22 protein-coding genes and 2 pseudogenes are annotated in these 22,353 nt (G+C 67.5%); 10 read left to right on the forward strand and 14 right to left on the reverse strand.

The window, feature by feature from the left end; genetic code table 11:
- A complete protein-coding gene (locus EUB48_RS15805; protein WP_142820023.1) occupies positions 1–1,137 on the reverse strand; it encodes a CaiB/BaiF CoA transferase family protein in 1,137 nt (378 codons plus the stop codon).
- 187 nt (positions 1,138–1,324) lie between these two features.
- On the opposite strand from EUB48_RS15805, the gene EUB48_RS15810 reads away from it, so the two are divergent.
- Positions 1,325–2,314, forward strand: a complete 990-nt coding sequence (locus tag EUB48_RS15810; RefSeq protein ID WP_142820024.1) for an NADPH:quinone oxidoreductase family protein — start codon at positions 1,325–1,327, stop codon at positions 2,312–2,314.
- Between the two features lie 58 nt (positions 2,315–2,372).
- On the opposite strand, the gene EUB48_RS15815 is transcribed toward EUB48_RS15810, so the two are convergent.
- From EUB48_RS15815 to EUB48_RS15835, 5 genes are all read right to left on the reverse strand, one after another.
- Positions 2,373–3,530 carry an MFS transporter gene (locus EUB48_RS15815; protein WP_420821456.1) on the reverse strand — a complete coding sequence of 386 codons (1,158 nt, stop codon included), beginning with the start codon at positions 3,528–3,530 and terminating at the stop codon, positions 2,373–2,375.
- Positions 3,531–3,605: 75 nt separating this feature from the next.
- Positions 3,606–3,845, reverse strand: coding sequence for a Bug family tripartite tricarboxylate transporter substrate binding protein (locus tag EUB48_RS15820; RefSeq protein ID WP_142820025.1), 240 nt, complete (start codon positions 3,843–3,845; stop codon positions 3,606–3,608).
- An 84-nt stretch (positions 3,846–3,929) separates the two neighbouring features.
- Positions 3,930–4,901, reverse strand: coding sequence for a Bug family tripartite tricarboxylate transporter substrate binding protein (locus tag EUB48_RS15825; protein ID WP_142820026.1), 972 nt, complete (start codon positions 4,899–4,901; stop codon positions 3,930–3,932).
- A 28-nt stretch (positions 4,902–4,929) separates the two neighbouring features.
- Positions 4,930–6,375 carry an aldehyde dehydrogenase family protein gene (locus tag EUB48_RS15830; protein WP_210411766.1) on the reverse strand — a complete coding sequence of 482 codons (1,446 nt, stop codon included), beginning with the start codon at positions 6,373–6,375 and terminating at the stop codon, positions 4,930–4,932.
- An 81-nt stretch (positions 6,376–6,456) separates the two neighbouring features.
- A complete protein-coding gene (locus tag EUB48_RS15835) occupies positions 6,457–8,100 on the reverse strand; it encodes a GMC family oxidoreductase (protein ID WP_244618233.1) in 1,644 nt (547 codons plus the stop codon).
- 287 nt (positions 8,101–8,387) lie between these two features.
- On the opposite strand from EUB48_RS15835, the gene EUB48_RS15840 reads away from it, so the two are divergent.
- Positions 8,388–9,623, forward strand: a complete 1,236-nt coding sequence (locus tag EUB48_RS15840) for an NAD(P)-dependent oxidoreductase (protein ID WP_142820028.1) — start codon at positions 8,388–8,390, stop codon at positions 9,621–9,623.
- On the opposite strand, the gene EUB48_RS15845 is transcribed toward EUB48_RS15840, so the two are convergent.
- The gene (locus EUB48_RS15845; RefSeq protein ID WP_142820029.1) at positions 9,595–10,308 is read right to left on the reverse strand and encodes an alpha/beta fold hydrolase; all 714 of its coding nucleotides are present in this window, start codon (positions 10,306–10,308) and stop codon (positions 9,595–9,597) included. The two genes, EUB48_RS15840 and EUB48_RS15845, sit on opposite strands and share 29 nt — an antisense overlap.
- Before the next feature lie 242 nt (positions 10,309–10,550).
- Here EUB48_RS15845 and EUB48_RS15850 point away from each other — a divergent pair, with 242 nt between their 5' ends.
- The 4 genes and pseudogenes from EUB48_RS15850 to EUB48_RS15865 all read left to right on the forward strand — a co-directional run.
- Positions 10,551–10,877: a carboxymuconolactone decarboxylase family protein gene (locus tag EUB48_RS15850; RefSeq protein WP_142820030.1), complete on the forward strand. Its 327-nt coding sequence runs from the start codon at positions 10,551–10,553 to the stop codon at positions 10,875–10,877.
- Positions 10,878–10,893: 16 nt separating this feature from the next.
- A complete protein-coding gene (locus EUB48_RS15855) occupies positions 10,894–12,711 on the forward strand; it encodes an NAD(P)-dependent oxidoreductase (RefSeq protein WP_142820031.1) in 1,818 nt (605 codons plus the stop codon).
- Entirely contained in the window at positions 12,711–13,763 is a 1,053-nt protein-coding gene (locus tag EUB48_RS15860) for an amidohydrolase family protein (protein ID WP_142820032.1), read from the forward strand. Before EUB48_RS15855 ends, EUB48_RS15860 begins: the two co-directional genes overlap by 1 nt.
- A gap of 199 nt (positions 13,764–13,962) precedes the next feature.
- Positions 13,963–14,505: pseudogene (locus EUB48_RS15865) on the forward strand (IS6 family transposase); the annotation flags it as partial.
- A gap of 99 nt (positions 14,506–14,604) precedes the next feature.
- Here EUB48_RS15865 and EUB48_RS15870 read toward each other — a convergent pair.
- Positions 14,605–14,865 (reverse strand): tautomerase family protein, encoded by a 261-nt coding sequence (locus EUB48_RS15870; RefSeq protein ID WP_142820033.1) that lies wholly within the window; start codon positions 14,863–14,865, stop codon positions 14,605–14,607.
- 185 nt (positions 14,866–15,050) lie between these two features.
- Here EUB48_RS15870 and EUB48_RS15875 point away from each other — a divergent pair, with 185 nt between their 5' ends.
- From EUB48_RS15875 to EUB48_RS15885, 3 genes are all read left to right on the forward strand, one after another.
- On the forward strand, positions 15,051–15,242 hold the full coding sequence (locus EUB48_RS15875) for a hypothetical protein (RefSeq protein WP_142820034.1): 192 nt from the start codon (positions 15,051–15,053) through the stop codon (positions 15,240–15,242).
- A 210-nt stretch (positions 15,243–15,452) separates the two neighbouring features.
- A complete protein-coding gene (locus EUB48_RS15880; RefSeq protein ID WP_142820035.1) occupies positions 15,453–16,712 on the forward strand; it encodes a CaiB/BaiF CoA transferase family protein in 1,260 nt (419 codons plus the stop codon).
- 10 nt (positions 16,713–16,722) lie between these two features.
- On the forward strand, positions 16,723–17,193 hold the full coding sequence (locus EUB48_RS15885) for a MaoC family dehydratase (protein WP_142820036.1): 471 nt from the start codon (positions 16,723–16,725) through the stop codon (positions 17,191–17,193).
- On the opposite strand, the gene EUB48_RS15890 is transcribed toward EUB48_RS15885, so the two are convergent.
- The 5 genes and pseudogenes from EUB48_RS15890 to EUB48_RS15905 all read right to left on the reverse strand — a co-directional run bounded on the left by EUB48_RS15890 (position 17,130) and on the right by EUB48_RS15905 (position 20,437).
- Complete coding sequence (locus EUB48_RS15890; RefSeq protein ID WP_168226762.1) at positions 17,130–17,981, reverse strand: acyl-CoA dehydrogenase family protein; 852 nt, start codon at positions 17,979–17,981, stop codon at positions 17,130–17,132. The genes EUB48_RS15885 and EUB48_RS15890 overlap by 64 nt on opposite strands.
- 108 nt (positions 17,982–18,089) lie before the next feature.
- Positions 18,090–18,281, reverse strand: coding sequence for an acyl-CoA dehydrogenase family protein (locus tag EUB48_RS15895; RefSeq protein WP_142820038.1), 192 nt, complete (start codon positions 18,279–18,281; stop codon positions 18,090–18,092).
- Positions 18,282–18,304: 23 nt separating this feature from the next.
- Positions 18,305–18,451: pseudogene (locus EUB48_RS22065) on the reverse strand (acyl-CoA dehydrogenase family protein); the annotation flags it as partial.
- 309 nt (positions 18,452–18,760) lie between these two features.
- A complete protein-coding gene (locus EUB48_RS15900) occupies positions 18,761–19,234 on the reverse strand; it encodes a MaoC/PaaZ C-terminal domain-containing protein (protein WP_142820039.1) in 474 nt (157 codons plus the stop codon).
- Positions 19,235–19,255: 21 nt separating this feature from the next.
- A complete protein-coding gene (locus EUB48_RS15905) occupies positions 19,256–20,437 on the reverse strand; it encodes an acyl-CoA dehydrogenase family protein (protein ID WP_142820040.1) in 1,182 nt (393 codons plus the stop codon).
- 122 nt (positions 20,438–20,559) lie between these two features.
- On the opposite strand from EUB48_RS15905, the gene EUB48_RS15910 reads away from it, so the two are divergent.
- On the forward strand, positions 20,560–21,519 hold the full coding sequence (locus tag EUB48_RS15910; RefSeq protein WP_142820041.1) for a LysR substrate-binding domain-containing protein: 960 nt from the start codon (positions 20,560–20,562) through the stop codon (positions 21,517–21,519).
- Here EUB48_RS15910 and EUB48_RS15915 read toward each other — a convergent pair whose 3' ends face one another.
- A complete protein-coding gene (locus EUB48_RS15915) occupies positions 21,520–22,341 on the reverse strand; it encodes an alpha/beta fold hydrolase (RefSeq protein ID WP_142820042.1) in 822 nt (273 codons plus the stop codon).
- Positions 22,342–22,353: the final 12 nt, after the last annotated feature.

Consider the following 22,353-nt stretch of genomic DNA (forward strand, 5'->3'; position numbering starts at 1 on the left):
TCAGCCCTGGAACGAAGCGGGATCCGCTTCTCCCAACGCCGGCGCACCGCCTCCGCCATCGTGCCGCAAGGCGGGCGCGATCGGCAGCGGCAGCGCCGGGATCTCCCGGCCGTCGCCGCTCGCAAGGCGGGCCTGGAACAGCCCGCGCTCGCGGAAATGCGGCGTCTGCACGGCCTCCTGCAGCGATTTCACCACCGAGACGCAGGCATCCACGCCGGCGAAGCGCTGCAGCCACTCGTCGGCCGTGCGCGTGACGATGATGGCGGCGACGGCGTCACGCGTACGCGCCGCATTGCTGTCGTCCAGCAGCTGCGGCGCCTCCAGCACGCGCAGGAAGTTCTTCCAGAACTTTTGCTCCAGCGGCGCGGCCGCCAGGTAGCGCCCGTCCCCGGTGCGGTAGACCTGATAGCGCGCCGTGCCGCCCGTGACGAGGTCGCCGCCCGGCGTGGGCCATTCTCCCGCCGCGAAACCGTTGCCCAGGCCCCAGTACACCAGGGGGAACAGGTTGTCGGCCATGGCGACGTCGATGAAGCAACCGGGGCCCCCGGCGTCGCGGGTGCGCAACGCGAGCAGGATGTTCATCATCGCCGGGTACGCGCCCGCCGCAAGGTCCGCCACCAGCACGTTGGGCAGGCCGGGGGCGCCATCGGCTCCGGCCGTCAGCGCCATCAGCCCCGTCTCGGCCTGGTAGTTGAGGTCGTGGGCTGCGACGGCGGCAAGCGGCCCGTCCTGGCCCCAGCCGGTGATGGCGCAGTAGACCAGGCCGGGGTTGAGGATGCGCATCGCCTCGTAGCCCAGGCCCAGGCGGTCCATCACGCCCGGACGGAACTGCTCGATCAGCACGTCGGCATCGCGCACCAGCTCGATGGCCTGCCGCACGCCGGCGGGATCCTTCAGGTCCAGCGCGACCGAGCGCTTGCCCTGGTTGAGCAGCGCGAAGTTCACGCTGTCGTCGCCGAATTTCGGCACGTACGATCGCATCTCGTCGCCGCGGCCCGGCCGCTCGATCTTGATCACTTCCGCGCCGGCCTGCGCCAGCAGCAGGCTGCACATCGGCCCGGGCAGCAGCGTGCTGAAGTCGACGACACGGATGCCGGCCAGGGGGGCGCGTCGCGCCGGAGTGATTTGCGTGTTCATGCGATGCCCGCTGCAAGCGCTATGCCAGGGCATTCTGCCGCAGGGCAGGCTCAACATGTTCGCGGCGGGGACACGGCGTGTCAAGCGCACACACAGTCGGACGCAGACACGGGGGGCGCAGCAGGCGAAGGTGCTCGGCACGCACCTTGCATCACCAGGCGTTCCGACCATTCCAAGGAGTTTCCCCATGCTTGCCGTCCAGGTTAGAAAACCAGGGCCCATCGACAGCCATTGCACCGAGGACATCCCGAACCTCACGCCAGGCGCCGGCCAAGTCCTAGTCGACGTCCAGGCCGCCGCGGTCAATTACCCCGACCTGCTGGTCGTCACCGGCCGCTACCAGACCGTCCCGCCGCTGCCGTTCACGCCGGGCAAGGATGCCGCGGGCGTCGTGCGCGCGGTGGGCGCGGGGGTGAACCGCGTGAAGCCGGGTGACCGCGTGCTGCTCCACGTGGAATACGGCACCTTCGCCACCCAGGCGCTGGCCCGCGAAGACCAGTGCCTGCCCTTGCCGGCCGGCATGAACTTTGTCGATGCCGTGTCGCTCGGCTTGGCCGCGCAGACCGCCTGGTTCGCGCTGCTGGAGCGCGGCGCCTTCGAACCGGGCGACCGGGTCCTGGTGACCGGCGCCAGCGGTGCGGTGGGCCAGGCGGCCGTGCAAATCGCCAGCGCGCTGGGCGGCACCGTGCTCGCTGCCGCCAGCAACCTGGAGCGGGCGCGCTCGGTGCTCGCGGGAACGCAGTGCCACTTCATAGACCTGTCCGCGCCCGACCTGCGCAACAGCCTGCGCGACCAGGTGCATGCCGCCACTGGCGGCCAGGGCGTGGACGTCGTGATCGAAACCCTGGGCGGCGACGCCTTCGACGCCGCCCTGCGCGCCATGGCCTGGTGTGGCCGCATCGTCGCGGTGGGCTTCGCCGCCGGTCGCATTCCCGACATCAAGGCCGGCCACCTGCTGGTGAAGAACATTGCGGCGCTGGGCCTGCAATGGACGGACTACCGGGACCGTCAGCCCCAGCGCGTCGCCCGGGCCCATGCCGCCCTGTCGGCACTGTGGGAGCGCGGGGCGCTGCGCGCACCGGTCATGAAGACGCTGCCGCTGCGCGAGTTCGCCGAGGCTTTCCGGTTGATCGACACGCGCCAGGCCAGCGGGCGGCTGGTGCTGACGATGGACTGAGGGTCGAAGAGTCGGGGTCGCGCGGCTCACCTTTCGGCCGCCGCTGGCGGCCGCCGGCCTACGGCTCTGCCGCGTCCTCCCCGAGGTGGCGCAGCCCCGTGCCCAGGTGGCTACCCACGCCGATGATCGTGCCCATTGCCCAGAACACGCCGCTCGCGCCCAGCACGCCGCCCACCGCACCGAACATCATGGGCATGCCGACGCTGGACAGGTTGACCAGGATCAGCCGCACGGCGAGAGCCTCGCCGTGGCGGTGCCTGGGCGTGATCTGGTGCAGCATGCTCATGACCATCGGCTGCACCAGCCCGAGCGCCGCGCCGATGGCGACCGAGCACAGGCCCATGGTGGCCGCCGAAGGCGTGAAGGGATAGAGCAGGAAGCCCAGGCCCGCCACGGCGGTGGCGCCGGTGATCAGCGCCCACTCGCGCACCCGGCGGGCGAACACCGGGATCAACACGCGCACGATGGCCGCGCCGATGGCGAAGCTGCCCAGGATGCTGCCGATCACCGAAGCCGGCAGGCCTCGCTCGTGCCCGAGCAGCGGCACCATGAAGCCGTGCAGATCCCAGGAGGAGTTCATGAACCAGTTCATGATCAACAGCCGCCGCAGGCCGGGATCGCGCAGCAGGTCCCAGGCCGCCGTCTTCTGCCCAGCCGGTGCGCCTTCGATCGGCAGTTCGCGCACGCGCAGCAGCAGCACCCCGGCCAGCAGCGGCAGCGCCGCGAGCAGCGCGAAGGCCGGACGATAGCCGCCATGGTCGATCATGAGGCCCGCCGCGAGCGGGCCCAGGAAGCCGGAGGCGGCCGGCGCGACGGAGATCCAGGCGAACACCTGGCGCAACTCGCGGGGGCTCGCCGCCATGCGGCCGACGTGGCGCTGCAGCGCGATGGTTGCCGCGCCGACCGCGCCGCCGCAGAGCAGGGCCGTCACGCACAGCACGGGAAAGACCGGCCAGATTGCCGCGAGGCCGACGCCCAGCGACGTGACCACCACGCTTAGCCGCACCGGCTTCTTCAGCCCGTTCCGGTCGGCGAAACGCCCGGCCGGCAGCGACAGGAAAATCTGGGTCGCAGCGAACAGCGCCACCAGCACGCCGGCGGCGGCCTTGCCGTAGCCATGGCCCAAGGCGAACAGCGGCGCGGCCATGCGCGCCCCGGTCATGGCGGCGTGCAGGCAGATGTGCGCCGCGATGACGGGGCCGAGTTCCGAGCGCAGTTGGCTCGCGCTGCGGGGCGTGCTCACTGGCGCGGGCTCATTGCTTCTGGATGCCCTGCTCGTTGACGAGCTTGTTCAGTGCGCCACGTCGCGCTTCAGGAACTCGTTGTACTCGTCCGGCGACATGATCATGGGCTCGGCGCCGTCGTCGCGCATGCGGTCCTGCAGCTCCTTGGTGTTCAGGGCATAGTGCAGCGTATCCGACAGCTTGGCCAAGACGTCCTTCGGCGTGCCGGCCGGCGCCAGCAGGCCGAGCCAGAGGTAATCGCTGTAGCCCGGCACGCCCTGTTCGGCGATCGTGGGCACATTCGGCAGGTCGGCTGGATTCTCCGCGGCGGAGCAGGACGAGCTTGTGCATGGTCAGGGACTCGGGAAGGCCCGCCGCGCGGGCCGGAAGGGTTACTGCTTGGGAATGCTGAGATCCGCCACCAGCTTCGAGTACCGGGCGAGGTCGGCGCGCAGCAACTGGGTGAATTCTTCGGGTGTCTGCTGCATCGGCTCCGAACCCCATTCGTGCAGCCGCTCCTGCACTTCTTTGCTGGAGGTCGCGCTGTGCAGCGCCTGCGACAGGCGCTGCACGACGTCTTTCGGCGTGCCGGCGGGGGCGACGATGCCGAGCCACAGCTCGTAGCTGTAGTTGGGAATACCTTGCTCGGCGACGGTCGGCATTTCCGGCATGGCGGACAGCCGCTTCTTCGACGTGACAGCGAGCGCCCGCAGCTTGCCGCCCTTGACCTGCGCGGCGCTGCTGCCATAGGCATCGAAGATGATGGTGACGCGGCCGGAGAGCACGTCCGGGAACGCAGCGCCGTTGCCCTTGTACGGGACATGCATCATCTTCAGGCCGCTTTCCTGCAGGAACAGGGCTGCCGCGAGGTGCGTGGTGGTGCCGACACCCGCCGATGCGTAGGTCAGCTTATTCGGGTTAGCCTTGACCCGCGCCATCAGGTCGCCGAGCGTCTTGTCACTCTGGCTGGTGGCCTCCACGATCAGCAGCGGCGACTGCGACATTGGGCCGACGCCGGTGAAGTCCTTCAGCAGATCGTAGCCCGGGTCCAGCTTCACCGCGGGCTGGATGGCGATCGTGGAGGCGGTTCCGAGGAGCGTGTAGCCGTCGGCTCGCGCCTGCTTCACCGCCCGGATGCCGATCAGGCCGTCACCGCCGGCGCGGTTTTCGACTATGACCGACTGACCCAGGTTTTCGCTCATCTTCTGCGCGACCAGGCGCGTGGTGATGTCGGTGAGGCCGCCCGGCGCAGTGTTCACGACGATGCGAATGGGGTGCGAGGGGAACGCGTCGGCCGCGACGGCGGCCGACGTGGCGAGGGCAATGCCCAGCGCAAGCAGCGAATGGATGAAGCGGTGTTTCATTCTCGGGTCTCCTAGGGAATAAGGGGGGTTACAGCCGCATGAGGACGGACTTGGTCTGGGTGTAGGCCTCGATGGACTCCGCGCCCATCTCGCGGCCGAAGCCGGACTGCTTGTAGCCGCCCATGGACATCACAGGATCGCTCTCCGCATAGGTGTTGATCCAGACGCGGCCGGCCTTCAGCGCGCGCGCCACGCGGTGCGCGCGGCTCGCGTCGCGCGTCCACACGGCCGCGGCCAGGCCGTATTCGGTGTCGTTGCCTTGCAGGACGGCGTCGTCTTCATCCTTGAAGGGGATGATCGACAGCACCGGGCCGAAAATCTCCTCGCGCGCGATGGTCATCCTGTTGGACACCGAGGCGAACACTGTGGGCTGCACGAAATAACCGACATCGCCGATCCGCGCACCGCCCAGGGTGAGCCGCGCGCCTTCGCTGCGGCCCGCATCCATGTACGACAACACGCGGCCCATCTGGCGGCCGGAGATCAGCGGGCCCATGTTGGTGTTGGGGTCGAACGGCGAGCCCACCTTGTAGGTGGCGGCGAGCTTCGCCACCCGTTCGGTCACTTCGTCCTGCAGGCTCTCGTGCACGAACAGGCGGGTGCCCGCCGAGCAGATCTGCCCGGAGTTGCGGCAGAACGCGACCACCGCGGTCTCCACGGCGCGGTCCAGGTCGGCATCGGGGAAGACGATGTTCGGCGATTTGCCACCCAGCTCCAGGGTCACCTTCTTCATGTTGCCGGCCGCAGCCTGCATGATCTGGCGGCCGACGGCGGTGGAACCGGTGAAGGCGATCTTGTCGATGTCCGGGTGCGCCGACATGGCCGCGCCGGCCTTGGCACCATATCCCGGCACCACGTTCAGCACGCCGGACGGCAGGCCGATCTCCTCGATCAGCTCCGCCAGCCGCAGCGTCGTCAGCGGCGTCTGCTCCGCCGGCTTTAGTACCACCGTGTTGCCGCAGGCAAGCGCGGGCGCGATCTTGGTGGCGGCCATCACCAGCGGCACGTTCCAGGCGTTGATCAGGGCGCACACGCCCATCGGTTCGCGCAGCATGTAGATGAAGCGGGAGCCGTCGGTGGGATTGGTGGTGCCGAGGATCTTGGTCGGCCAGCCGGCGTAGTAGCGGAAGGTCTCCGCCACATGGGCCACGTGGCGCTGCGCGAAGGCCAGCGGCGCGCCGACGTCCAGCGCCTCCAGCACCGCGAGTTCCTCGGCGTTCTGCTCCACCGCCTCGGCGATCTTCAGCAGGAAGCGGGCGCGCGCATGCGGCGAGATGCCGCTCCAGGTCGGCGCCTCGAAGGCGCGGCGCGCGGCGGCCACTGCGAGGTCGACATCGGCGGCCGCCGCTTCCGCGACGTGTCCCAATGATTCCTCGGTGGCGGGGTCAATGGTCTCGAAGGTCTTGCCGGACAGGGCCGGGACCCAGCGCCCGCCGATCAGCAGCTGCTTGGGTCCGGACCGCAGCCAGTCCATGGCCTTGCGGTAGCCGGCGGTGTTCCTCGCAGGCGCGGAGGTGGAGACGTCAGGTAGCATGGTCGTTGGATCCAGGGAATGTCAGGTGAGGGCCTGCGCGTTGGCGCGGGCCGGAAGGCGGTCGGCGCGGATCATGTCCGCGCCCTTCTCGCCGATCATGATGGTGGGCGCGTTGGTGTTGCCCGAGGTGACGACCGGCATGATGGAAGCGTCCACGACACGCAGCCGCTCGACCCCGAGCACGCGCAGGCGCGCGTCGACCACCGCCAGTGGGTCGCTGCCCATCTTGCAGGTGCCCGCCGGATGGAAGGCGCAGTGCCCCTCCCGCTCCATGTAGTCGATCCACTGTTCGTCGGTCTGCACGCCGGGGCCTGGCACCAGTTCCCCGAGGACCCGCGACGCCATGGGCTCGGTCGCCACGATCGCGCGCAAGCGCCGCAGCCCCGAAAGCGTGGCTTCGACGTCCTCGGCGGTGCCCAGGTAATTGGGATGGAATGCCGGCGCCTGCATCGGGTCCGGCGAGCGCAGCGCCACCTCGCCGCGCGAGGCCGGCCGCACGCGGTACACGGAGGCCCCGACGGCATCGTAGCCGTCGACGTCCACCTGGCCGCTGTCCCTGTACGTGAAGGTCATCGGGCGGAAGCTGATCTCCAGGTCCGGATAGTCCACGCCTGGGCCGCTGCGGACGAAAGCCGCGGCCGAGGACGAGGGCATGGCGAGATAGCCGCCCCGGGTGACCAGGTAGCGTGCGCCCTGCCAGTATTTGCGCCAGCCGATGAGGTCGTGGTTGTAGGAGCTCTCGCGGGTGGTGCGGAACTGCACCCGGACCGAGAAGTGGTCCTGCAGGTTCTGGCCGACGCCAGGCGCGTGCAGCACGGTGGAGATGCCGTGCCGCTGCAGTACCTCGCCATTGCCGATGCCGGACAGCATCAGCAGCTGCGGCGAGCTCAGCGCGCCGGCACAGACAATCACCTCCCGCGCCGCGGCGAAGCTGCGAACCTGGCCCTCGTGCAGCACTTCAACGCCGGTCGCTTCGCGGCCGCGCATCAGAACGCGCCGGACATGAATGTTGGTGCGGACCATCAGGTTGGGCCGCTGGCGAATGGGCGCGAGAAAGGCGCCGTATGCCGAGTGGCGGACGCCTCGGCGGATGTTGGCCTGCAGCAAGCCCGCGCCTTCGTGCTCACCCGCATTGAAGTCGTCGACCAGCGGCAGGCCGGTCCGGCAGGCCGACGTGATGAAGTCGCAAAGCGATGGATGCCGCACGGCCGGGTCGCTGACGGCCAACGGGCCCTCGACACCATGGAAGGGGCCGGCGCCGCGAGTATTGCATTCCGACCGCTTGAAGTACGGCAGCACTTCATTCCAGCTCCAGCCCGGGTTCCCGAGTTGCGCCCAGTGGTCGAAATCGCGGCGGTCGCCGCGCACGTACACCATGCCGTTGATCGCGCTGCTGCCGCCCAGCGCCTTGCCGCGGGGCCAATAGAGCTTGCGGTTGCGCAGCGTCGGCACCGGCTCGGTGTGGAACTGCCAGTTGTAGCGCTCGGACTTGAACAGCTTCGCCATGCCCGCAGGCGTGCGCACCCAGAAGTCGTTGGCCGGCGGCCCGGCCTCCAGCAGCAGCACGCGCAACTGCGGGTCATCGGACAGGCGCCGGGCCACGGCGCAACCGGCCGAGCCGGCGCCGACGATGATGTAGTCGTATGTATCCGTCGATGTGATCACATGGATCTACGAGGCAAGAAGGATGCCAGACGAAATCGGGCCTTCCTGCGCCTGCGCGCGCACATCACGGCCAGCAAAACGTCCCCGCCGCGCACACCTGTCGTCAACGCGGACATACCCCTCGCAGCCTCGCCCCCCGCCTGCGATGGCATGGGTGTTGCTTCCAGCACCGCAACGCAAGTTCCAGGAGACCAGCAACCATGAGCGGGTTCAGCAATCGCATCGGCACCACAAACCGGCCGGTGTATGTCGGCGACGGCGGATTCACCACGGGCAAGGGGCACTGAATGCGGATCGGCTACATCGGCCTGGGCGCGATGGGCAGCGCGCTTGCGCGCCGTCTGCTCGCCGGCCACGAACTGCGGGTGTGGGACCTGAATCCCGCAGCGATGTCCGCCTTCGCGCAGCTCGGCGCCATGGCGGCTGCCTGCGCGGCCGAAGTCGCGCGCGACAGCGACATCGTGATGCTCTGCCTGCCGCGCAGCGCCGACGTACGCCAGGTGATCTTCGGCGCCGGTGGGCTCGCGAACGAACTCGCCGCCGGCCAGCTGGTCATCGACCAGACCAGCGGCACGCCGCAGGAGACCGCGACCATTGCGGACGAACTCGCCGTGCGCGGCGTCGCGATGGTAGATGCACCGGTCTCCGGCAATCCGGAGGTGGTGGCCGCCGGACGCGGCACGATCATGGTGTCCGGCACGGACGCGGCCTGCGAGCGCGCGCTGCCCGTGCTGCGGGAACTGGCGGCCCATGTGCTGCGCTGCGGCTCGCGCCTGGGTGATGCGCAGGCCATGAAGCTGGTCAACAACACCATCAACGCCGGGTGCCGGCTGGCAACGCTGGAGGCGGCGGCGCTGGGCCGCAAGCTGGGGCTCTCGCTGGCCGCGATCACCGAAATGCTGAATCGCGGTGCTGCCAGGAACCGGACGACCCAGGTGATGCTGCCCGCCCTGGCCGAAGGCAAGGCCGCCAGCAATTTCGCGCTGGCCTTGATGCTGAAGGACCTTAACCAGTCCACGACGCTGGGCCGCGAACTGGGCGTGCCCATGCCGCTGGCGGGCTTGGTCCGGGGCCTACACCAGGTCGGCGTCAACACGCTCGGCGATCGGGCGCAACTCGACCAGGTTGCCCAGTTGATGGAAACGATGGCCAGCACGAAGGTCGCCGCGCCCGGCGGCGAGGCGGTCCCCGAAGCCCTGGCCACGGTCGAGGCGCTGGTCGCTGCCTCCAACATCGCGCTCACCTGGGAAGCCGTGGCTGTGGCGCGCCGCTACGGGCTGGCCCTGGATGCGATCGCCAGCGTTCTCGCGGTTGCCTCGGGCTCCAGCGCCGCGGCGAAGCGCTTGCTGCCCGAGTTCGTCGAAGGCGGTGACGCGACGGCCTTGCTGCAGCCCTGGATGGCCCACCTGCGGGGCGCCGCCGAAGAGGCGGTGCGGGCCGGAGCGCCGCTGCTGATCGCGAATGCGGTCCTCGCGCTTGCCGCCGCACCGGCTCTCAATCGATGCCAGCCAGCAGCGTCGTGAGTTCGCGCGGCATCAGCAGCATCGCGTCGTGGGCGGTGGGAATCTCCAGATAGCGCCATCCGGGCATCGACTGCGCGATCTCGCGCGAAAGGACGGTGCTCGCGAAGTAGGGTTCAGAGCAGGCGATGTAGGTCGCCGGCAGCCCGTTGCCCAGCGGATGCTGCAACTGCAGCCTGTCGTAGTAGGTCTGCAGCGGATGCGGCGTCAGCTTCGTGCGGACCCAGGCCGCCTGCTGCAGATCGGTGATGCCGAAATGCTCGGGCGGACCGGGCGGGATGCCCACGCCGTCCCCCGCGGTGAAAGCGCGCTCACGGTAGGCGGCCGCGCGTTCGGGCGAGCGGCTGGCGGAGGACTCTCCTGCACGAAGCACCAGCGCGTCGAGATAAATCAGGTGGCGCAGGCGCTCCGGCATCCGGTCCGCCAGTGCCGACACCACGGATCCTGCGAAGCTGTGGCCGACCAGGACGACATCCTGCAGGTCTTCGTAGCGGATCACCTGCGCGACGTCGTCAATGAAGGTCTGCAGCGTCGGTTCGAACTTCAGCAGGTGCGAACGTTCGCCGAGACCGGTCCATGTCGGTGTGACCACTATATGGCCGAGCGCCCTCAGGCCGGACGCGACGTCTTTCCAGCACCAGGCGCCGTGGTAGGCGCCATGGATCAGCACATAGGTTTTTGCTGTCATCAGAACACTGGCCTCTTTGTTGTTGAGTGGCACGTAACAACGCAACTGCAGTGCCAGCCCACGTGCGCCTGCCGCAGCACGTTGCGTGCCCGCGAGATTGGCAGAAACGTCGTCGCGACAGACACATGTCCGCAGACAGGACATGACACAGGCCTGAATTCGCCGTCCGCTTTCGCACGACGACGGGCACGTCTCTTGCACCCATCTCGACCATTCCCGCAATCATTTCCAGGAGCCAACGCATGCAACCCACCTCTACAACCGATTCCGCCCGCGTCTACAAGAACGTGCCGCAACTCGCCCGCATTCGCGAGGAGGTGCTGTTGGGCGACGTATGGAAACAGCCTGAGTTGTCTTACCGCGACCGGATCCTGGTCACTTGCAGCGTGCTCGCCGCCGGCGGCAAGGTGGACGAACTCAAGGTGTGGATGCGTCGCGGGGTCGAAGCCGGCATCACGTTGGACGAGCTTCGCGGCCTGGTCGTGCAGGTCACCTTCTACGCAGGGTGGCCCGCGGGACTAGCCGCCGGGAAGGCGGCGCTGGATCTGTTCGAAGCCGATCAGAAGTAACCCCGGAGCGCACGATATGCAGATCGGCTACATCGGCCTTGGCGCCATGGGCAGCGCGCTGGCGGGAAGGTTCCTGCCCACGCACCAGCTCGTCGTCTGGGACCTCAACGGCGCGGCCGTCGCCGCTTTCGGGAAACATGGCGCCAAGGCGGCGCCCAGCGCCGCGGAACTCGCGCGCCAGTGCGACGTCGTCCTGCTGTGCCTGCCGCGCAGCGCCGACGTGCGCCAGGTGATCTTCGGCGCCGGCGGCCTGGCGGAAGGACTTGCGCCGGGCAAGCTGGTCATCGACCAGACCAGCGGCGTCCCCGGCGAGACGCGCGAGATCGCGCGCCAGCTGGCGGAGCGCGGCGTCGCGATGATCGATGCGCCGGTGTCCGGCGGCGTCGCCGGCGCTGCCGGCGGCACCATCAGCATCATGGCTTCCGGCTCCGACGCCGACTATGACCGCGCCCTGCCGGCGCTCACCGCGATCAGCCCCAACGTGTTCCGCTGCGGCAGCCGCGTCGGCGACGGCCAGGCGATGAAGCTGGTGAACAACGTGCTGAGCGCGGGCTGCCGCCTCGCGACGCTGGAAGTGGTGGCGATGGGCCGCAAGATGGGCCTCTCCCTCGCCGCGATCACCGACGTGGTCAACAAGGGGTCGGGCCGCAACCGCACCTCCAAGCTGATGCTGCAGAAGATGGTGGACGGCACCCCCTCCGCCTCCAGTTTCGCCATGTCGCTGATGCTCAAAGACATGAACCAGGCCGTCGCGCTGGGCATGGAAGCCGGGGCGCCGACGCCGATCACGAACGTCGTGCGCGGGCTACTGCAGATCGGCGTCAGCCAGCTGGGCGACCAGGCGCAGCTGGAAGAGGTGCTGGGCCTGATCGAAGGCATGGCGCGCACGCGCATTGCCGACGAGCACAAGGACGCGCCGCCGCCGGCGGCGGCTGCCGACGCCAAGGAGATGCGCGTGGGCTACGTGGGCCTGGGCGCCATGGGCGGTGCACTCACGCGCCGCCTGATGCTCTCCCGCAAGATGCGCGTGTACGACGCGCGGCCCGAGGTCGTGCGGGCCTTCGAGGCGGAAGGCGCGATTGCGGCGCCCGACCTGCCGACGCTGGCCCGCGAATGCGACGTGATCTTCGTCTGCGTCCCCACTTCGGCCATCGTGCGCGAGGTGGTATTCGGCAAGGGCGGCCTGGCCGAAGGCCTGGCGCCGGGCAAGGTCATCGTGGACCAGACCACGGGCGACCCGACCGTCACGCGCGAGATCGCCGCGGGCCTGGAGAAGCTGGGCGTACCGCTGGTCGATGCGCCGGTGTCGGGCGGCCCGCGCGGCGCGGTGGCCGGCACGATCGCCATCATTTGCGGCGGCCCGGCGGAGCCGTTCGCCAAGGTGCGTCCCATCCTCGCAGGCATCAGCCCCAACGTTGTGTACTGCGGCCAGACGGGCAATGGCCACGTCGCCAAGCTGATCCAGAACACCGTGGCTTCCTGCAACCGCCTGCTGACCTACGAAGCAGCGGCGCTGGGCGTGAAATACGGCCTGACCCTGGCCGATATGGCGACCGTAATCAACAAGAGCACCGGCTGGAGCGGCGCCTCCGAGCGCATCCTGCCCACGTTGTCCGAAGGCAAGGCCACGGCGGACTTCCAGCTGGCGCTCATGGCCAAGGACCTGCGGCTGGCAGCGCGGATGGCCATCGACTGCGGCGCGCCCATGCTGATCGCGAATGCCGTGCGCAGCTACTTCGAGGCCGGCGCCAACGAGTTCGGCGGCACGGCCAACCTGGACGACATGAGGCACGTGGTGGAAGCCATGGCTGGCATCGAGTTCAAGGGCGCTTGATGGTTGCGCCCGGCCAAGCCGTCGTATTCGGCGCCACGCAGCGTCCCGACGAAGACTGGCTGGCTCGGGCCGCGCCCGAAGAGGCGCTGGAGCCCGCGCTGCCCATCGTCGATCCGCACGTGCACTTCTGGCACCACAAGAGCGGCTACAAATACTTCGTGGAGGAGTTCGCGCGCGACATCGCCGCCAGCGGCCATAACGTCGAAGCGAGCCTTTTCGTCGAGTGCAATGCCATGTACCGCGCGCACGGCCCCGAACACCTGAAGTCGGTGGGTGAAACCGAGTTCGCGGTGGGACAGGCGGCGATGGCGGCCAGCGGCAAGTACACGAATTGCCGCGCGGCTGCCGGCATCGTCGCCTTTGCCGACCTGGCGCAGGGCGTTCGTACCCGCAAGGCGCTGCAAGCGCATCTGGAAGCCGCCAACGGCCGGCTGCGCGGCATCCGCCAGCGTGCCAAGTGGGACCCGGACCCGGTGGTGCGGGGCCCCGTCAGTGCGGATCGCCCGTACCTGTACCTCGACCCGGAGTTCAGCGAGGGCGTCGCCCTGCTCGCCTCCATGGGCCTGGCCCTCGACGCCAGCGTCTTCCACCCGCAGCTGCCCGACGTCGCCGCGCTGGCGCGCGCGCATCCGGATGCGCGGATCGTCGTGATCCACTCCGGCAGCCCGGTAGGCCACTCCTCCTATGCCGGGAAGGACGCCGAGGTGCACGCCACCTGGCTGGCCGGCATGAAGGAACTGGCGCAATGCCCGAACGTCTCCATCAAGATGGGCGGGCTGCTGATGTGCCTGGGCAACTTCGACTTCACGGCGGCCGAAGCGCCGCCGACATCGGAGCAGCTCGCCGCCCTGTGGCGGCCCTACATCGAGCCGTGCATCGAGCTGTTCGGCGCCAACCGCTGCATGGTGTCTTCCAACTATCCCGTGGACAAGGCGGGCGTGCCCTACGGCACGCTTTGGAACATGTTCAAGCGGATCACGGCGGGCTGCTCGGCCGACGAAAAGCGGATGCTGTTCGCCGGCACCGCGAAGCGGGTGTACCGGCTGGATTGAGGCTCACCGAGCCTCCGGCCTCACGCGGATATTCGGATTCTTCACTGAATTCCACAACGTCCGCTGGAATAACTGCTGTAGGGTGGGTTCGCGCAGCGACCCCACCCTACGCGGCCGGAACTGCGCGCGCCGGCAGCGCATCCTCGGCCACCATCGCGGCGCCCTTCTCACCGATCATCATGGTCGGCGCGTTCGTGTTGTCGACCACTCCTGCATCAACCGCTGGGCGATCCGGTTTCTACCCGTTCTTGAGAAAGCGTTCCGCAAGCACGCGCGCGCGGCGGGCGGCAACTGGCGCATGGACGACACCTATATCAAGGTCAAGGGCGTCTGGAAATACCTCTACCGTGCCGTAGACAAGGAAGGCAAGACTGTTGACTTCCTGCTGACGGCCATGCGCGACAGGGCCCTCCCAGCCCTGCGGTTCTTTGAAAAAGCCATGAAGGCCAGCGATGTTCCCGAGAAGGTCACAATGGACAACAGCGGCGCCAACAAAGCGGCCATGGATGAGATCAATGACAGAGGTGAAATGCCAATCATCGTGGAGCAGGGCCATCGGGCCATCAAACGCATCACCAGGCCGATGTTCAACTTCAAGTCATTTCGAGCCGCCAAAAATGTCCTGGCTGGCATCGAGTTGATGCACATGATTCGAAAAAGTCAGCTCATGATCAAGGACTGCAATGAAGGGTCGTTTGCCGAGCAATTTTATGCATTGGCAGGGCAAATCCGTCCCGCCTGAGGAACTGGCATTCGTTCCCGTCCCCAACACGTTCATCAGCCGGCAACGCGACAGAACTCGTCTTCGTGAGCCATTCAAGAAACGGCATGCAGCGCGTGCTTATTTCGCAAGCGAGCCGTAGCTTGGCTTCCTCACCAGGGTGTCAGCCTTGCCCGCAATCTCGGGCTCATAGACTTTGGTCATCCAGTCGTCGGCCTCTACTTCCTCGATCGCGACCGAGACGGCCTTCTCGGGGACGCCCGCGCTCGACACGAGGGCCTGCGCGAGCGCCTGTGCGATTTCGGTCTTCAGTGAATCGGACCTGCCCGGCTTCATCTTGATCACGATATGCGGCATGTTTTCTCCTTTTTGGTATTGCATTGAATTCGAAGATCTGCGCTGACTCTACAGCCTTCACTACTGCAAACCGTGTGCCAGCCCTACGTTGACGTAAGCGGTGCCCGCACGGAGGCGAAAAAGTGTCTTTGCGGTATAAGCCGGTGTTTTCTATAGAAGCAATGAGCCTCAGCTTATGCGTTTGCAGGTGAGCACGGCGCGGCGATGCGGTGCACCAGCGTGTTGAGCGCATCGTCGATCACCATCCGCGCATTGCACGGGCGTTCCGCGCCAGCGACCCGGCGCAGGTCCGATCGGAAATCGAGCACCATATCCAGGACATCAACGCCTTCTTGCTGGCAACCACGCCAGATGTCGGCGAAGGGGATGCAGTTTCTTCCACTTCGGGCCCGGCGGACTGATGCGTGTCGAGCTCATTGACCGTGGCGTTCACCGCGCCGGAACCGCCTAGGGTGCGGCCCTGGCGCGCTCTGGGCCCCCGGGTAAGCGCCGCTGACAAGCCGCCCCGCGCTGTGCGTCAGCGGAACTTACCGTCTCCCCCAAAAAATACGACTCGACGCACGCAGCTCGCGCCCACAGAATCGGAGCGTCAACCACTCGCCCGTTTCGCCATGCCACGCAGCACCACACCCCTGCCCCTCAAGGGTGTCAAGGTCATCGAACTCTGCCACCTCATTGCCGGCCCGTACTGCTGCCAGATGCTTGCCGACGAGGGAGCGCAGGTCATCAAGGTGGAGCCACCCGGCGGCGAGCTCACACGCCATCGCAAGCCGAGCCGCAAAAGTGCAGGCGGCGAGGTCACGGCCTACTACGCCTCCCTCAACCGGGACAAGGAAAGCGTCGTCCTCGACCTCAAGCACCCCGAGGGCGCCGGCGTGTTCGAGAAGCTGCTCGCTTCCGCCGACGTGTTCGTCACCAACATGCGCGCCGCGGCGCTTGGGCGGCTGGGCTTTCATCCGAAGGCGCTGCACGAGCGCTTTCCGCGCCTCATCGTCGCCTGCATCTCGGGCTTCGGCCTGGAGGATGCCGGCGAGCACGCCGACCGCGCCGGCCTGGCGATGGTAGCCGAGGCCATGGCCGGCGCCACCGGCCTCACGCGCGACCACTCCGGCAACGCGGTCTGGTGCGGCTTCGCGCTGGGCGACATCATGGCGGCCGTCTCCGCGCACGCCGGCATCCTGCTGGCGCTGCGCAACCAGGAAAGCCTGGGCCAGGGTAAGCTGCTGGACGTGGGCTTGGTCGAATGCATGCTGCCGATGGTGTCGGTCGCCATGGGCCGCGTGCAGGTGGACGAGGAAGCGAAATCGGACTTCGCCGGTTCCAACAATTTCCACGGCGTGCCCTACGGCGCCTTCCCCGCGTCGGACGGCGCGGTCAACATCGGCTGCAACCGCGACGATTTCTGGGGCCGCCTTTGCGTCGCCATGGGCCGCCCGGAGCTGGGTACCGACCCGCGCTTCGCCACCTACGTCGATCGCATCAAGCACCAGCGCGTAGTGCACGAGATTGTCGAGGCGTTCACCCGCGCGCATACGCGGGCCGAGATCACGGCCAAGCTGGTCGACGCGGACGTGCCGACCGCGGGCGTGCTGAGCATGGAGGAAGTCGTGACCGACGACTACCTGCGCGGACGCGGCGCGCTGCGCGAGGTGGACGACGGCTTCGGCGGAACCTTCACCCTGCCGGCCAACGCCGCCTGGCCCGAGCACGACGGCCACCGCCCGCGCGTGCCGCGCCTGGGCGAGCAGCGCGATGCGGTGCTGCAGCGCGAGTTGCGCATGACGGCCGCCGACGTCGCGCGGCTGGAGCGCTCGGGCGCTTTCGGGGCCGCGACGGCACCCGTGCAGGCTACCGCCATCCCGGGCAAGTAAGGGAGCGCGCATGGATGAAGGCCTTTATTTCGAGGAATACGGCGAGGGCTGGACGCACGAGACCCGCCCGGCGCCGATCACCGATGAGGGCATCCGCGCCTTCGTCGCCCTGCACGGCTTCAACACGCCCACCTACACCGACCCCAAGTACATGAAGATGTCCTACGGCGGGCGCATGGCGCCGGGGCTCATGGTGCTGTGCGCGGCCGAGGGCCTGGTGCTCGATGCGGGCTTGACGCGGCGGCGCGGCATCTTCCTGGTGGAGCTGACGCCGAAGTTCAAGAAACCGGTCTATGCCGGCGACAGCGTGCTGAACCGCATCCGCTTCAAGTCCAAGCGGCTGACCAGCAAGCCGGACCGGGGCATCGTGGTCACCGAGCATGAGGTGCTCACGCAGAAGGGCGAGCTCGCCATCGCCTACGACGCGGTGCGGATGATCCGCACCCGCGAGTTCATCGAAGCCGAGGCGCAGGCGGACTGAGCAGCCAAGGCGCGGGCCGTCCCTGCGCCCCTCCTCCACGCTTTCGCGAGTTCCGCGCCCACGTCATCCTTGCGGATCTCGCGCAGCCCCCTCCTGCCATGGTGGCATTCGGCGATCTTGTAGTCCAGGGCGTCCTCCGCAATCACGATCTTCTGCACGTTGGCCGAGCCCTCGCCGGTGAAGAACATGTCGGAGTAGGCGCGGTAGTAGGAGACCGGGTACTCCTCGGCGAGTCCGTAGCCGCCGAAGATGTGCACCGCCTTGTCGGCACACATCTTGGCGGTCTGCGACGCATGGTACTTCGCCATGGCTGCGATGCGATTGGAGGGCAGTCCGTTGTCCATGCAGATCGCGGCCTTGTAGACCAGCGCACGGCTGTTCTCGATGGCGGTCGCCATTTCCGCGATGTCGGACTGGATCATCTGGAAGCGCCCAATGGCCTGGCCACACAACTCCCGCTCGTTGGCGTAGCGCACCGCTTCCTCAAAGCAGGCGCGCGCGACGCCGAGCGCATTGCCGGCGATGGTGACGCGGCCCGGCTGCAGGGCCCGGATGACGATCTTGAAGCCCTCGCCCTCCTCGCCCAGGTGGTCTTCCACCGGCACGACGAAGTCGTCCAGGAACAGCACGTTGGTACGCATGGACTTGGACAGGCCCAGCATGGGCACGGGCTGGGCGTTCCAGCCGGGATACTTCTTCGGATGCACGATGAAGGCGGTGACGCCCTTCACACCGGCATTGCGGTCGGTCTTGGCGAGCAGCACCCCGACATCGGTCTCGCTGGCCATCGAGGCCCCCAGCTTCCCCGCTGATGCGGTAGACGTCGCCATCGCGCCGGGCGAAGGTCTTTATGTTGCCTTCGGGGTCGGAGCCCCCGCCCGGCTCGGTGAGCGACATCATGCCGCTGGTCCTGCGGCAACCAGGTCGGGCACGTACTTCTTCACCTGCTCCGGCGTGCCGCCGAAGTAGATGCAGCTGGGGCAGGTGGAGCCCTGCTGGTTGCGGCAGGCGGCGAAGCGCACGTCCAGCCGCCCCATCTCCTCCTGGATAACGGTGGCCGCGAGGTAACCCACGTTGCTGCCGCCCACGGACTCGGGGAAAACGCCGCGCCGTAGAGGCCGGCCTCGCCGGCCTTGCGCACCAGCGCGCGCGGGAACTCGCCGCGCTTCTCATAGCCGTCCATCACGGGCAGCACCTCCGCCTGCATGTAGCTGTAGTGGATGACCATGTCGCGCGCGGCCTCGATCTCGGGGGACATCGCCGGATCCACGAACTGTTTCTCCTCTTGCAGTAGCGCTGGATTTTTGACGGCGGCCGGCGGCAACGGGGTCGTATTTAGTGTCCCGCGAGGTCAGAACTTCTTACCTCGCATGCGCTCAGGGCTGCTTGTCTTCACCGAATTCCGGGGATGTCATGGCTGGTGTAGGGTGGGTTCGCGCAGCGAACCCACCCTACGACTGAACATCCTTCACCACGAATTCGACACCGAACCGGCCGACCGGGCAAAGGCTCCCCGCGAGTCCTCGGCGCCTCTGCGGTGAATGCATTTCTCAGCAGGGCCGAAACCTCAGCCCTTCGGTCGCCGCTTGTACATCAGCGTGGCCTTCATCTCCTGCACCACGCTGCCGTCCTGCTTCACGCACTGGCGCTGGAAGCTCACCACGCCGCGGTCGGGCTTGCTAGTTTCCTTCTTCTCGACGACCTTCGACACCAGGCGAATGGTATCGCCGTGCTTCACCGGTCCCAGCATGCGCCAGGCGTCGATCTGCAGCAGGCCGATGAGGGTGCCGTCGTTGACGCCGCTGGCGTACTGCAGCCCGCCCATGATCCCGTAGACAAGCGGGCCATGCGCGATGGGCTCGCCGAAAGGCGTGGTCTTGCAGTACTCGAAGTTGGTGTGCACCTCGTTGAAGTCGCCAGTCAGGCAGGCAAAGTTGACGATGTCGGTGGAAGTGACGGTGCGCGCGGGCGAGACGAACTCCTGGCCGATCTCGAAATCCTCGAAGTAGCGGCCGCGCGGCTTGGCGGTGATGGCGGTCATGGTGTGGATCCTCCCGGGTCGTCAATAGGAACGCGGCAGGCCGAGCACGTGCTGGCTGACGTAGTTCAGCACCATGTTGGGCGAGATCGGCGCGATCTGGAACACCCGCGTGTCGCGGAACCGCCGCTCGATGTGGTACTCCCGGGCCAGGCCGAAGCCGCCATGCGTCTGCATGCACACGTTGGCAAGCTCCCAGGATGCGTCCGAGGCGAGCATCTTCGCGATGTTGGCATCGCCGCCGCACGGCTCGTTGCGATCGAACTTCGCGGCTGCCTTCCAGCGCAGGGCGTCGGCCGCCTCGAGGTGCGCGTAGCCGAGCGCGATGGGGAACTGGACACCCTGGTTCGCGCCGATCGGCTTGCCGAACAGCACGCGCTCCTTGGCGTAGTTGACCGCCTTCTCGACGAACCAGCGGCCGTCGCCGATGGCTTCCGAGGCGATGATGATCCGCTCGGCGTTCAGGCCGTCGAGCAGGTACTTAAAGCCCTTGCCTTCCTCGCCGATCAGCGAGGTTTCCGGCACGCGCATGTTGTCGTAGAAGACTTCGTATGTGTGATGGTTGAACATCACGTCGATCTTGCGGCTGGTGTACTGCTTGGGGTCGACCTGGCGCTTGTCGACGAGGAAGGAGGAGATGCCCTGGTGCGGCTTGGCCGGATCCTTGGGCGGGCTGGTGCGCGCAAACACCATGAACGCGTCGGTGTAGTCGAAACGCGAGGTCCAGAGCTTCTGGCCCTTGATGACCCACTCGCTGCCCTCCTTCCAGGCCTTGGTCTGCAGCTTGGCGGTGTCGGTGCCCGCGTTGGGCTCGGTCAGCGAGAAGGACTGCAGCCGCATCCGGCCGGCGCACACCTCCTCGAGGATCTTGCGCTTCTGTTCGTCGGTTCCGTGGCGCGCCAGGATGCCCATCATGAACATCTGGCCGTGGATCATGGAACCGACGCCGCCAGAGCGGTGCATCTCCTCCACGATCACGCAGGCCTCCTGCAAGCCCAGCCCCATGCCGCCATACTGCTCCGGGATCATCACCGTGTGCAACTTGGCATCCATCAGGGCCTTGATGTAGTCGTGCGGGTAGCCCTCCTCCTTGTCCAGTTTGTGGAAGTACTCGTCCCCGAAGCGGCTGGTCACGGCCTGCGTGGCTTGGAGGACTTCTTCGCGGCTGACGCTCAGGGAGTTGGAAGTGATTTCGTGGGGGTTCATATGGGTTCGGGTCCTTGGTGGCTCTAGTCTCGGCGCGGGGCCATGAAATGTCGAGTCGCTTTTTTTGGGCGGAGCGGTAAGCGCGGCTGACGCTTCGGCCTCCGGTAAAATCCGGGGCATCCATGGATGTCCGCCGGTTGAAGTACTTCGTGCAGATCGTCGAGAGCGGCAGCCTCTCGAAGGCGTCGCGCCAGCTGTTCATCGTGCAGCCGGCACTCAGCCAGCAGATGACGCGGCTGGAGGAGGAGGTTGGCAAGCCCTTGCTGGTGCGCTCGGTGCGCGGCGTCGTGCCCACCGAGAACGGCGAGGCGCTGTACCACCACGCCAAGTTCGTGCTGCGCCAACTGGAGGAAGCCGTGCAGGTCGCGCGCCAGGACTATGCGAGCGTCCACGGCCGCGTGACCCTTGGGCTGGCGCCCTCTACGTCGGCCATAGTGGGCTTGCCGATGCTGCGCCACATCAAGGAAAAGTACCCGGGGATCCTGCTGAACGTCGTCGTCGGCCTCCCCATCTACATGGAAGAAAGGGCGCGCCAGAGCCAGGTGGACGTGGCCGTGCTTTTCAGCAAGACCGCGGCCAGCGAGTTCACCGTGGAGCCCTTGCTCGAGGAGGAGGTGTTCCTCGTGGTGCCCGTGGACAGCAAGCTGGTGCCGCCGGAGCGGGAGTCGCTGACGCTCGCGGAAGTGGCCGCCCTGCCCCTGGTGCTGGCGAGCCCGGGCCACAACCTGCGGCGACGGCTGAACGTGGAGTTCGAGCGGGCCAACGTCGAGCCGAACATGATGGCCGAGATCGATTCGCTGCAGTTGATGATGCGCTACGTGGCGGAAATTGGCGGCGCCACCATCCAAACCATGGCCGGCACGCGCGCCGCCGGCTCACTGGACGGCTGGCGCTGCCTGTCGATCTCGGACGCGCGCATCATGCGTCCGAGCTATCTCTACGCCCTGCCGGTGCAAAAGCTGTCGCAGGCCTCGGCCGTGGTCCGCACGGAGCTTCGGCAGATAGTGCACTCGCTGGTGGAAAGCGGTGCGTGGCGCGGGGTGCGGCTCACCCCGCCGGCGCCCGAGGACGTGCAAGACTAGCTAGCCAACCCTGCGCGCGATCTCGCGCAGGAACTCCCGCGTATCGCGCGCGTACCGGTCGGGCTTCAGGTAGCAGTCGATGTGTTTGGCGTCCTCGTACCGGATCTGGCGGGCATCGGGGATGGCGTCCAGGATGGCCTGCTGTTCTTCCGGGTCAGTGTGCCGGCTGGCGCCCGGCGAAAGAAGCAGGGTCGACGCCCGGACACTTGCCAGCATGGGCTGCGCGGACACGGTCGGCACGAACCGCAGCAGCGCCTGTGCCACGTGCACCGGCGTACGGCCGCACTCCTCGGCGAACCAGTTGTCCTTGGCAGCATTGCCCGTGAGCTCGCCGGTGGCCGTGCGCGACCGCAGCCACCACTCCTTCATCCCGAGCGCCTGGATGGCTTCTGGCCAGGAGGGATAGCCGACGGCGTTCACCGCACCGGTTTTTTCCGGCCGGGCGCGGACGATGGCCGAGACCAGCGTCAGGCTCTTGACACGCTCCGGATGGCGGGCGGCCAGCGCGATCCCGAGGATGCTGCCCAGCGACTCGCCCACGTAGTGGACCCGCTCGATCTCCAGCGCATCCAGCAGGCCGATGAAGTCGGCCATGAAGCTCTCGAGCGTAAAGCGCACGTCCGGGCCCGGGTCGGCGCTCTGGCCCGTGCCGCGCAGGTCCATGCGGATGACGCGGAAGTCACGGCTCAGATGGGGAACCCACCCGCGGTACATGTTGCCGCTGCGGCCGAAGCCATGCTGCAGCATGACCGTGTCATGCGCTTCCCAAGGGTCGGCAAAGTCGTCATCCCGATAGAAGAGGCCGGCGTCGCCGACGCGCATAAGAGGCACGCC

The organism is Rhodoferax sediminis, assembly GCF_006970865.1.
Classification (GTDB): domain Bacteria; phylum Pseudomonadota; class Gammaproteobacteria; order Burkholderiales; family Burkholderiaceae_C; genus Rhodoferax_A; species Rhodoferax_A sediminis.